The 12,455-nt window shown below is 50.2% G+C and carries 8 protein-coding genes; 6 read left to right on the top strand and 2 right to left on the bottom strand.

All coding sequences use genetic code 11. From position 1 onward, the window contains the following. Positions 1–76: 76 nt before the first annotated feature. Positions 77–1,285 (bottom strand): cytochrome P450 family protein, encoded by a 1,209-nt coding sequence (locus Q5741_RS16790; RefSeq protein ID WP_305025278.1) that lies wholly within the window; start codon positions 1,283–1,285, stop codon positions 77–79. A gap of 156 nt (positions 1,286–1,441) precedes the next feature. On the opposite strand from Q5741_RS16790, the gene Q5741_RS16785 reads away from it, so the two are divergent. After that, on the top strand, positions 1,442–2,368 hold the full coding sequence (locus Q5741_RS16785) for a DMT family transporter (protein ID WP_305025277.1): 927 nt from the start codon (positions 1,442–1,444) through the stop codon (positions 2,366–2,368). A gap of 12 nt (positions 2,369–2,380) precedes the next feature. Here Q5741_RS16785 and Q5741_RS16780 read toward each other — a convergent pair whose 3' ends face one another. Next, positions 2,381–3,286 (bottom strand): AraC family transcriptional regulator, encoded by a 906-nt coding sequence (locus Q5741_RS16780; protein ID WP_305025276.1) that lies wholly within the window; start codon positions 3,284–3,286, stop codon positions 2,381–2,383. Between the two features lie 218 nt (positions 3,287–3,504). On the opposite strand from Q5741_RS16780, the gene Q5741_RS16775 reads away from it, so the two are divergent. From Q5741_RS16775 to Q5741_RS16755, 5 genes are all read left to right on the top strand, one after another. Next, positions 3,505–5,475: a glycoside hydrolase family 127 protein gene (locus Q5741_RS16775; protein WP_305025275.1), complete on the top strand. Its 1,971-nt coding sequence runs from the start codon at positions 3,505–3,507 to the stop codon at positions 5,473–5,475. A 282-nt stretch (positions 5,476–5,757) separates the two neighbouring features. Then, positions 5,758–8,049, top strand: coding sequence for a 5-methyltetrahydropteroyltriglutamate--homocysteine S-methyltransferase (gene metE, locus Q5741_RS16770; RefSeq protein ID WP_305025274.1), 2,292 nt, complete (start codon positions 5,758–5,760; stop codon positions 8,047–8,049). A gap of 89 nt (positions 8,050–8,138) precedes the next feature. After that, positions 8,139–9,347, top strand: coding sequence for a hypothetical protein (locus Q5741_RS16765; protein ID WP_305025273.1), 1,209 nt, complete (start codon positions 8,139–8,141; stop codon positions 9,345–9,347). 46 nt (positions 9,348–9,393) lie between these two features. Beyond that, entirely contained in the window at positions 9,394–10,881 is a 1,488-nt protein-coding gene (gene wsfD, locus Q5741_RS16760) for a glycan biosynthesis hexose transferase WsfD (RefSeq protein ID WP_305025272.1), read from the top strand. Beyond that, entirely contained in the window at positions 10,878–12,434 is a 1,557-nt protein-coding gene (locus Q5741_RS16755) for a hypothetical protein (protein WP_305025271.1), read from the top strand. The genes wsfD and Q5741_RS16755 overlap by 4 nt, the downstream gene beginning before the upstream one ends. Positions 12,435–12,455 lie beyond the last annotated feature (21 nt).

The following is a 12,455-nucleotide window of genomic DNA, read 5'->3' as shown; positions in this document are numbered from 1 at the left end:
AGAATTAGAAAGAGAAAGCCCCGTTCGGCCGTAAGGCTGAGCGGGGTTTTTGTAGATTACAGAACTTTATATGAGATCAGGGTAAGAGTGTCAAAGGGATTTCTTTGACCCCGCGAACGATCATGCCGGACCGCCATTCCAGGTCTTTGACTTCCTGTGACAGCTGCAGATCGGGATAACGGTTCAACAGGGTCGTCACAGCAATCTCGCCCTCAAGTCTGGCGAGCGGTGCGCCAAGACAAAGATGAATTCCTTTGCCGAAGGCGAGATGCGGACTTTTCTCGCGGGTAATATCGAACAGATCTGCATCCTTAAACTGTGCCGGATCCCGGTCTGCAGCATCCAAGGCTACGATGACCATATCACCTTTGGCGAAGGTGTGGCCTTTGAAGACAAGGTCTTCACCGGCCCAGCGGGTAGTGCTGAACTCAACCGGACCATTATAGCGCAGCATCTCTTCAATAGCCTGCTGAATCAGATCGGGCTGCTCCAGCAGAAGCTTGCGCTGTTCAGGATGCTCGAGCAGGGCCAGCATACCGTTACCGATCAAGTTGACGGTCGTTTCGTGTCCTGCAATAATTAGCAAGGCCACGACGCTGAACAGCTCCTGCTCTGTCAGTTTGTCTCCCTGTTCTTCAGCAGCTACCAGCTGACTAATGAGATCCGTGCCGGGTTCCTCACGGACATGCTCAAACCAGTCGCGCAGATACTGCAGAAATTCATTGGCATGCTGCTCAAAGTATTTACCTGTTTCTTCGTTGGAGGCATCGATAATGGTATTAGACCATAAACGGAATTTCTCACGGTCTTCTGAGGGAACGCCGAGAATTTCGCATATAACAATAATTGGAAGCGGGAAGGCGTATTCATCAATCAGGTTCATCGTTGGGCGGGAACCGATCTCATCCAGCAGTTCATTAGCAATGTCCTGAATACGGTCTCGCATACCATGAATCAGCTGCGGCGTGAAGGCCTTCTGAACCAGTCCCCGCAGACGTTTGTGATCCGGCGGATCCGAGAACAGCATATTGGTCGTTAACAGATTGGAGGCGTTGATATGACTGTCACGGCTGCCGTAAATTTTGGTCATATCCTTAATAAAGCGCTGGTCCTTGAGCACAGTAACTGCATCTTCATAGGTTGTGATAAGCCAGGTGAACTGACCGCCGGGAAGCATGACCTTCAGCACAGGCTCGCTTTGTCTTAACTTTTCATAGACCGGATAAGGATCTTGAGTAAATTCCTTGCTGAAGAGCTCTTGACTCACGGAATGGGATGAACTCAATAGAATGATCTCCTCTCGAAAATAAGATAAAATAGACAAAGCTGTGCATAAATCAAACGAATAAATCCAATAATTCGATAATCGAACTATTGGTTAATTATAACAAATGCTGATCTGCTATAGCAAAGTTTGCCAATGTAAGGGAGTCATCGATTTATGAAATTTAGCAACCTTTTCGTCGGAGGAGCCCGCTCCTTCGCATCACTCCAGATGATCGTCTCCATGATTATTTTCGGCTCAATCGGCTATATCGGCGGACATACGGGTCTTCCGGCTCTAGAACTGGTCTTTGTCCGGTGCCTGAGTGCAACTCTGTTTCTGGGCGTGTGCTGGTTTGCAATGGGCAAACACCGGCATGAACGATGGAGCACAAGAGAAATTCTGCAGGCGTTATTATGCGGGGTGTTTCTGGTCATGAACTGGGTATTCCTGTTTAAAGCCTTTGAAGAAACGTCGGTTACCGTCGCGATATCTGTCTATCATTTGGCGCCCGTGCTGGTACTGCTGCTGGGCCGTGTTATCTTTAAAGAAAAGCTGACGTTCATTTCCGTCATAGCCATTGCGATCTGCTTCGCAGGCACCTTACTGATTTCGGGAATGGGCACCAGTTCCATCGGCAGCCTTTTGTCCGGAGGTGTCGTATGGGCAGCATGTGCAGCACTGTTCTATGCGCTGACCACTCTGGCCGGCAAATCGATTACCCGCTTAAGTCCCATGGCGACAACTTTGATACAGACCGCTCTAGGCGTATTTATGCTGCTGCCTATGGTTCGTTTTGATGCTTTCGAGGTTCCGGACACCGGTAACTGGGTCGTTATTTTGATAACAGGAGTGATTCATACGGGTGTGGTTTATCTGCTGTTTTTTGGCAGTATTCGAAGTCTCTCGACCGCATTTGTCTCTGTTATTGTTTTTCTGGATCCGGCTGTAGCCATCCTGCTGGATACTGCATTGACCGGATTTCGCCCCGAACCGCTGCAGATTTTCGGGATTATTTTAATTTTTGGCGGAATGGCCATGGCCTCATTCCGCAGCAAAGGCTCCGCGATTCCGTTGAAAGCCCAAGAGAGCGCTGGTTCATGACCAGGGCTCTTTTTATTTTATATCAGAACTGTCCTCGCCCGTTTCCCTTCTCGTATAGCGGCTCCGGAAGTGATAGGGTGACAGACCTTCCTTCTTAGTAAAGGCGATAGAAAAGCTGGACAGCTGCATGCCCACTTCCTCAGCAATCACAGTGATAGGGTCATCGGTCTGAATCAACCTTTTTCGTGCCTGATCCAGCCGTAATTCCTTCAAATATTCCAGAGGGGTTCTTCCGTACACCCTGCGCATGCATTTAGACAGATAATTCGGATGATAATTAAAATGCTGCTGAAGCGTTTGGTTCGTAACCCGCTGATTATAATTTGTGCGGAGATATTGTTCAATCTGTTCGGCAAGCTTGGCCTCAGGACGCTCCCGGCCTGGCTGTACCTCCGCGTTCAGATGATGAAGCAGCTGGTGGAAAAGCATTTGTTGATTCCATAATGCGATTCCGGGACCGCTTTTCTGCAGCGCAGCAATTTCATCCATGTACTGGAATGCAGGCTCTGACAAACGCGGCTGCTTGAATAGAGTGATCGTATCCATCTGGCTCATCGGCACGAGCGACTGGCTAGTCAGCAGCCGAAGCTTCCTCTCGCCAGCATCGTCCTGCCCAGAGGAAGACTGCCACGGACCGGTTGTCGAGAAATGAATCCAGGAAATGTCGGTCTCTCCAATGCAATCTGCTGCTCCATAGTGGAACAGATCCGGCTGAAGGATCAGGCCGTCATTTTCCTGCAGCTCCCAGGTCTGACTCTCTTCCCCGATCCACAGCCTCCCTTTCCGAACAACCAGCAGTACAAAGACACCAAGTTTATAACGGGTGACGTGACGTTCACCGATCTGATAGTGATGATGTCCGCACTCCAAGGAGAAGGGGAGCGGCGGATAAGTAAAACGAATGACACTCCCATCCATCAAAAGCTTCACCAACCTGCATGTAAAATTAAAATAAAATTTGTTTTTTAGTTATAGATATCATAAATCACTTTGTAGACCGATGAAAAGGGCTTTGTTTCAACAAAAAGGCAGGTTGTAATATTAAAATTCAGGTTGTGTTTTGATCTGTTATTCTCCGATGAATGCGATTACAATTTGATTGTTCATGTCAGTGTAACAGACAAGGGAGGAATATAATGATGGCAAATATGAGTCATACGGCAGCAGGAAGTGTCCAGAAAGTCGACATTAAGGACACGTTCTGGTCCAAATATCTGGAACTGGTTAGAGATGTGGTCGTTCCATATCAGTGGGAGGCTCTAAACGACCGGGTTGAACAGGCAGAACCCAGCCGTGCAATCCGGAATTTCCGGATCGCAGCCGGTGAAGCGGAAGGCGAATTTTATGGCATGGTATTTCAGGATAGCGATGTAGCCAAATGGCTTGAAGCAGCAGCTTATTTATGTTCGACAGAGAGAGATCCCGAACTGGAGAAAATCGCAGACGGAGTCATTGATCTGATTGCCAGAGCCCAGCAGCCTGACGGCTATGTTAATACGTATTATACGGTTAAAGAGCCTGGCGGCCGTTATACCGATCTGGCGGAATGTCATGAGTTATATTGCGCCGGACATCTAATTGAAGCAGGGGCAGCATATTACCAGGCTACTGGGAAACGCAAAATCCTGGATGTGGTGACCCGGCTGGCGGATCACCTTCATGACGTATTTGGTCCGAACCCTGGACAGATTCGAGGCTATGACGGCCACCAGGAGATTGAGCTTGCACTGATGAAGCTGTATGAAGTGACAGGTGATATGAAGTATGTGGACCTATGCAACTTCTTTGTTCAGGAGAGAGGCAGACAGCCGCATTTTTACGAACAGGAGGCGGCCAAACGTAATTATACTTCCCACTGGGGCGGGATTTTCAAAACTGATAATTATGCCTACAGCCAGGCGCATGCCCCTGTCACTGAACAGCATGATGCGGTAGGTCACGCCGTAAGATTCGTGTATATGTGTACAGGGATGGCACATCTGGCTGCCGTTACCGGAGACCAGGAGCTCAAAGCAGCCTGCAGGCGATTATGGGACAACATGGTGAACAAACGTATGTATATTACCGGAGCCATCGGTTCACAGGCGAGCGGGGAGGCTTTCACCGTTGATTATGATCTTCCGGGGGATACGGCTTATGCAGAGACCTGCGCTTCCTGCGGCATCATCTTCTGGGCTCGCCGTATGTTAATGCTCGAGCCGGATAGTCAGTATGCTGATGTAATGGAGCGAGCACTGTACAATACGGTGCTCGGAGGAATGTCACGGGACGGCCGCAGCTTCTTCTACGTCAATCCGCTTGAGGTGGACCCGGGGGTGATTGCCGGCAACCATACGTACCAGCATGTGAAGCCCGTAAGGCAGGAATGGTTTGGCTGTGCCTGCTGTCCGCCGAATATTGCGAGGCTTCTGGCTTCACTGGGTCAATATGTATACAGCATTTACAATCACACAATTTATACCCACCTTTATGTGGGAGGGGAAGCGTGCTTTGAGCTGGGGCATGGGAATGTGGTGCTGCGGCAGGAGTCCAACTATCCGTGGAACGGGGAAGTGACTCTGACGGTAGACGAGGCTGTCAGCGAGCCGTTCGGGATCGCGCTGAGAATACCGGACTGGTGTCCGTGTGCCACCATAAAAGTGAATGGAGAAGCGCAGCCCCTGGATGGAATAATAGAGCAGGGATACGCCGTCCTGAATAGGGAGTGGAAGCAGGGGGACCGGATTGAGCTGCAGCTGACGATGCCGGTTACAGTAATGAAAGGACATCCTCATATACGCGATACAGCCGGCAGGGTCGCACTGCAGCGCGGACCGCTTGTTTACTGCCTGGAGGAAGCAGACAACGGACCTCGTCTTCATGAGCTTCGCCTGCTGCAGATCCCCTCCTTCGGATTGCACCAGGAGAACAGCCTGATGGAAGGCATGACCGTAATCAGCGCCGCCGGCCAGCGGTTGATGGAGACCGGCTGGAGCAGCAAACTATACCGGCCGGCCGCGGCGGAAGAGTGGAAGGAGACAGAGCTCCGGTTTATTCCTTATTTCTCCTGGGCCAATCGTGGAGTTGGAGAGATGCGGGTTTGGTTTAATTCAGTTGAACCCTGCTAGCTTTCGGGTTCCTGCTTGATAAGTGCAAGGCCCTGAATCATTTCGCTCCTTTCCTGATAAAGCAGGATATCCTGTATGATCCGCATGATGAAGAGCAGCTGTCCCGGTAGTTTAAAGGGATGGCTGCTCTGTTTGCTTTTGGCTATAGCTGGCTATAGTTATTCGGAGTTATCGGTGGGTCTGTCTGCTGTGCTATCTTGGGTGTACGACAGAAAGAGCTGAAAAGTATGAAGCGGTTTTTGAGTAAACAAAACAGCTAACAACAGACTGGAGAGATGATATATGAAGAGTGCTAACCTGGGATATCCGCGAATCGGGGGACGAAGAGAATGGAAAAAAGCGCTGGAGCAATATTGGGCCGGCCAACTGGCGGAAGCCGATTTGGTTCAGCAGCTAAAGGAAATTCGCCTTGGGCATTTGCGCAGGCAGCTGGAACTTGGAGTTGAAATAATTCCGGTAAATGACTTTACATATTATGACCATGTCCTCGACACAGCAGCCATGTTCGGCCTTGTACCGGAACGGTTTGACTACAGCGGGGGCCCGGTCGAACTGGATGTCTACTATGCTATGGCACGCGGCAGCCAGAAGGCAGCCGCCTGTGAAATGACGAAATGGTTTAACACCAACTACCATTATATCGTGCCCGAATTTGCAGGGCGTGTACCGGAGTTGACTGAGAACAAGCCGCTGCAGGCTTATCGTGAAGCCAAACGGGAGCTGGGAATTGAAGGACGTCCCGTTATCCTCGGGTTGTATACACTCGTCAAGCTGTCGAAGGGATATGCAGAAGATGAGTGCTCTTCATGGGTTGATAAGCTGCTGCCTCTTTATGTTCAGGTTCTGCAGGAGCTGAAGGCAGAAGGAGTGGTGTGGATTCAGATGGACGAGCCAATACTGAATACTACACTGTACCAGGAAGATCTTCAGAACGTGAAGAGAATCTATGAATATATTGCGCAGCAGGTCCCAGGGTTGAAGCTAATGCTGCAGACATATTTTGATTCGGTAGATGACTACGAACAGATTATCCATCTCCCGGTCGCAGGCATAGGTCTGGATTTTGTCCATGATCGCGGAGAGAATCTGAAAGCCCTGATTCAGCACGGGTTTCCTGAAAAGAAAGTGCTGGGGGCCGGTGTGATTGACGGCAGAGGCATCTGGCGTGCGGATCTGAACCAAACGTATGCTGTTCTGAACCAATTATCTCAAATTATTGCGTCTGAGCGTCTGCTTGTTCAGCCTTCCAGCAGTCTGCTGCATGTACCGGTTACTGCTGAATCCGAACAGGCATTGGAGCCCGTTCTGAAGAATGCACTCGCTTTTGCAGATGAGAAATTACGTGAAATTGTCCTGTTGACCCAAGCGGGGAACGGGCTGCTGGAAAATCCAGACCACGCTCTCGCTTCGGCTTCAGCCGGTCGTTACGCGCTGCAGCAGTCTTCATCGCGCAATGCGGCTCGGGTCCAGGCGGCTGCAGCCGAGCTGACGGAACAGCAAGCTCAGAGATCCAAGCCTGTCCGTGAGCGAAGCGTCATTCAGAAGGAACGCTTTCAACTGCCGCTCCTGCCAACAACTACAATCGGGAGCTTTCCGCAAACAGCCGAAATTCGTGCTGCACGCCAGAAGTGGCGCCGGAAGGAATGGAGCGAAGACCAGTATTCAGCTTTCATTGACGAACAGATCAAGCTGTGGATAGGTTTGCAGGAGCAGCTGGGGCTGGATGTACTGGTTCACGGTGAATTTGAACGGACCGATATGGTTGAATTTTTTGGCGAGAAGCTGGCGGGGTTTGCTTTTACCTCCTTCGGGTGGGTTCAATCCTACGGCTCTCGGTGTGTGAAGCCGCCGATTATTTACGGGGATGTCGACTTTGTTGTACCGATGACCGTACGCGAGACCGTCTTCGCCCAGTCACTGACATCAAAACCAGTGAAAGGGATGCTGACAGGCCCTATCACCATTCTGAACTGGTCGTTCGTGCGTGATGATGTAACCCGGGAGACCGTGGCGAACCAAATTGCCTTGGCGCTCCGGCAAGAGGTTGCTGAGCTGGAAGCTGCAGGAGTTGGCATGATCCAGGTGGATGAGCCTGCACTGCGCGAGGGGCTTCCGCTCAAGCGGGAGCATTGGGAAGCTTACCTGGAGTGGGCGGTGCGTGCTTTCCGTTATGCGACAGCCGGTGTCCGGGATGAGACACAGATTCATACTCACATGTGCTATTGCGATTTTGAAGATATTATGGAATCTATCAGCGGCCTGGATGCTGATGTCATATCGATCGAGAGCTCCCGCTCTCATGGAGAGCTGGTAGAGAGCTTTGAACAATTCACGTACGACAAAGGAATCGGCCTCGGTGTCTTCGACATCCACAGTCCGCGTGTACCATCGGTTGAGGAAATCGGTCAGATGATTGACCGTGCGCTGCGTGTGCTGGACCCTGCACAGTTCTGGATTAATCCGGATTGCGGGTTGAAGACACGCAGGGCAGAAGAAACACTTGCCTCTCTGCGGAATATGACCCAGGCTGCAGAGCTTGCCAGACCGAAGTATCAGGCTGAACTGGCACGTTAATACAAGTTCAACGGCATACAGAGCGTTTATATAATGAAGTATGTTAATGAAGACGGATTTCGCTATTGCGAATCCGTCTATTTATCATTATGTTATATATAGTATATTTCGACAAAATCGGTTATATTTTTGTGTATTCTGCAGGTGAGGGAGCATTCGTTATGGTCATGTTCAAACGAAGTATACAAGGCGGCCTGATCCTGGCCTTGACGGTCTTCTTGTTTAGTGCTTGCGGCAGTAATGAGGAGCCAGCCGCTGCATCCGAACAGAAGACGAAGATGAATCATTATGCAGAGGCAATGAAGCTGCAGGACCGCAGAGACCTGCTTGAGAAGTTTATGGAGCAGCGCATGACAGGCCCTTACGGGATTTATACCAATTATTTGGATAGCGAACAGAATGCTGAAGCCGCTACGGGTCATGAAGTGCTCAGTGAATCTGCCGGTCTTCTGCTGCGTTATGAGGTGCGGAGAGGAGAACGCGGCCCATTTGATCAGACATTGGCGCTCGCGACCAAGACCTTTGATCAGTCTTCCGGCTTCAGCTACCGTTACAGTCCCAAGCTTGATCAACGTTATCCGGTGAACGCTGCCATTGATGATCTGCGAATTATTCAGGCTATGTATGAGGCGGCCAACACCTTCAAGGAGGAAGCATACCGCAAGGAGGCTGACGTCAAGGGACAGCGTCTGTACCAGTATAACGTGAAGGACGGCTACCTCTACGACTTTTACGACGAAAATCTGAAGACGGTCAATTCGTTTATTACACTCTGCTACGTGAACTTGTCTGTTTTGGAACAAATCCCGGCTGAGGCTGGCGCGAAGAAAGAACTGCTGAAGAATATGAGAACCATCGTCACGAACGGGTACCTGTCAAATGATTTTCCGTTCTATCAGACCCGCTATAACTATAGTACCGGCAGCTATGAATCATCGGATTCTATTAACACAGTAGAGTCACTGCTGACCATTCTTGCACTTGCGGAGGCGGGTCTGCAGAAACCGGAGAGCATCGCCTTTATCAAGGATAAAGTGCAGTCAGGCACCCTGTACGGTTCTTACAGTCGATCAGGACAACCCCGCAATGAGGTTCAGTCAACGGCCATTTATGCCATCTGTGCCATAATTGGTTCCCGGATTTCGGATCAGGATCTGTACAGGGACAGTATCAAGAGGATGCAGGCTTATCAGGTTTGGGATTCCTCGAGCATGCTGAATGGCGGTTTTGCAGATCAAGCCTCCCAGCAGGCCTATTCGTTTGATAATCTGATGGCACTGCTGGCCTACGCGTATTGAAGGCAAGACCTTTTTTTGTTATTAGGAAAGGAGATTTTTCCCAACAGTGAATAAAGCTTCGGCATGGCTGCAGCGGTGGCTGCCCGTCTTGAGCCGTTATTTGCCCCCCTCGGGGCTCGCGGCTGTGGGCGTTTTGCTGGTTACCGTGATTGCGCTGTTTACAAGACCCTATATCGGTATGGCCGATAATGGTGACTTTTTTCGTATTTTGTACAGCAACGGACTATACTTCAATGCCCCGGATTATAACAGCCAATATTTAGGGTACTTCGTCAAGGATTTTGGCATTCTGCAGTATTTTAATGAAAATGGAACGACCCTGACTTCATCCCAGTCTCTTTTTATCAAAATGTCCATCTGGCTGAATAAGCTTCTGATTGATTCTCAGCACTTTGACGTACGTGTACAGGCAGCTTTGTTCACGATCCTTTATATAGGAGGGGTCTATCTGCTTGTAGAAGGATTGACCTCACGAATGACGGCAGGGAAAGGTTATATCATCGCGTTCATGGCTGTCCTGGTCTTCGGCGATACTGCGTATACTGCGTATTTCAATTCTTTTTACAGTGAGAGTATCGTCTGGATTATGATGATTTACCTGTTCGCCTCAGGGCTTCTGCTCTATAGACGAAGGTATAACGATTATGTGCTGCTCGGCATATTCGCGATAAGCGCTCTTCTTCTGACGACCAGCAAGCAGCAGAATGCTCCGGTCGGCATTATCATCGGAGTCATGGGCATCGGCTTGCTATGGGTTCGGAATAAGCGAGGTTTTCAGGTGCTTGCGGCCGGTTCACTGGTTCTCATTGTGGCTGCCGGCGCAGCTTCCTATGTGCTGATCCCCAAGGAGTTTGTTAATATCAACAAATATCATGCCATGACACGCGGTGTGCTCAATGGGGCAGCCGAACCGGAAGAAACCTTGCAATCGCTGGGCATAGACAGACAGTACGCCATTCTGAGCGGAAGCATTTATTATGAGCCCTATACGACAGTAGATGTGAACTCTCCTCTGCTGGAACAGCGGTTTTATAACCATTACGGCTTCGGCTCCATTTTGAAATATTATCTTACCCATCCGGGCCAGGCAGGAAGCATGCTGAATCTAGCTGCACGGGATGCCTTTATCATCCGGCCCGCGGCGATGGGAAACTATGAGAAAATGGCAGGGAAACCTTTCGGGGAACAGACCCGCTTTTTCTCCGGATACAGCTTGCTGAAGGCAGCAATGACTCCCAAAACATTCGGGTTTATTCTCATCTGGATGATCGTCATCCTCGGCATGTATACGCCCTCATTCCTTGCGGAACTGCGCAGCAAACATCGAAGGGGTCTAATCCGGCTGCCGCTGCTGTTGATGATGATTGCTATGGGACTCAGCGGGATTGCAGTCTCGATTATCGGAGCTGGGGATGCGGATCTGGCGAAGCATGAATTTATGTTCACGGCCGCGTTTGACCTGGTCACTTTGGCTCTCGTGTCAGACCTGATCCGGGGTTCCATATGGCAGCCAGAGGAGGTGGATGCATCATGAAACGACGCTGCTGGCTCGCTGTGATCCTTCTGATAACCTGCCTCTGCGGGAGTTTATCCGGTCCGGCCGCTGTTCAGGCGCAGCCGGATACAAAGACTCTGCTGCTCTACGACAGTCTTGCCGTGGATACGCCGAAGGAGGGAAATGTAGAGGAGCTTCAGCGGCTGCTGGCTGCTTTTGGGGCACAGGTGACAGTGATGAATTTAGATCATTATACAGCAGATACGCTTAGCGGATACGACCGGGTCATTTATGTCAAGAATGCTCCGGATTTATATGATATTAACAAGGATTTTCTGAAAGACATGGCGGCTTATACAGGTGATTATCTGCATATAGGTACCCACCTCCCTGAACGCGTTCAGCAGCAGCTGCATACCGTTACAGCTGTAATCCCGGACGCGGCAGTGACCATAACGGCTGACGCTTGGTCTTCGGCTCCAACCCGAGTTCCCAGTCTGCCCGTGATTACCAGCTATCAAGGGCAGCCATACGGAGCGGTTCAGCTGTACCATGGATCACATGCAGCACCGTTCGGGGTGATCCACGGCCGCCAGGGATATGTTCCTTATTACGTAAAAGGAAATGCAAGTGAGCTGGCATTGTCCTCACTGCTGAAAGATTGGCTTGGTGTTCAGAAGCCGGGGAATCTATATCTGGTCATCAGGGGGATCTATCCGTTCTCGGATCTTGAGAAGCTGAAAGCCCTGGCAGACCGTCTGTATGGCGCGGGAATACCCTTTGTCGTCAGTGTTCAGCCCGTCTTCGAGCATACTGATTACCCGGCGATGCTTCGTTACCTGCAGGCCATGCAGTATGTGCAGGCCCGGAATGGCAGCATCGTTATCAATACGCCGGTGGTTGCGGATACGATCAGTCAGGACAAGACCGTCTTGAAAAGAGAGATGTCTTCATTCATCGACGTGCTGGCTCAGCATAAGATCGTGCCACTGGGGATTGGAGCCGAGCTGTATTGGTCCTATGATCATCTGTATTCAGCAGAGGGCATGGCATTTTTTGATTCAAGCCTTCTTTATCCGAATGAAAAGATCATGTACCGAGACAGAAGCCCGCAATCCAAAGTATTCGTCTCTTCGCCATTCACAGTGACGATCCGGCAGCTGCAGGAGTACGTTCGCCACAAAAAGACTGCCGATACTTTGCCGGTGGATCTGGCAGTCACACTTAACTTTGAGGCAGATTCCGTACATTTAGATGAAGAGGTAGCGTGGCTGGAAGCACAGTGGCTGGTGTTTGCTGATTATAAGCAGGAGGAGCATCAGGTAAAGAACGACCACGTTCTCCTTCAGTCTCGTGGAGGAATTCTGAAGATGAATGGACAGAGTCTGACTCAGAATTCCACACTGCTGTCAGGAACGTCAGGTGCTGCAGAGGCGGATTATGCCTACACGAAGCAGGCCCGGCAGAGTCTTAGCGGATTATTCCGGGTTCAGAATAATATTTTTGTTGCCATCATCGGGGTTACGCTATTAGTCTTTGGTTTATTTCTAATTATTGGATACCGCCTGTACAAGCGAAAATATTACAAATAAGTTCACACTGAACGGATAGAA

The sequence above is a fragment of the Paenibacillus lacisoli genome (genome assembly GCF_030580655.1).
Classification (GTDB): Bacteria; Bacillota; Bacilli; order Paenibacillales; family Paenibacillaceae; genus Paenibacillus; species Paenibacillus lacisoli.
This window is presented reverse-complemented; position numbering and strand designations above follow the sequence as displayed.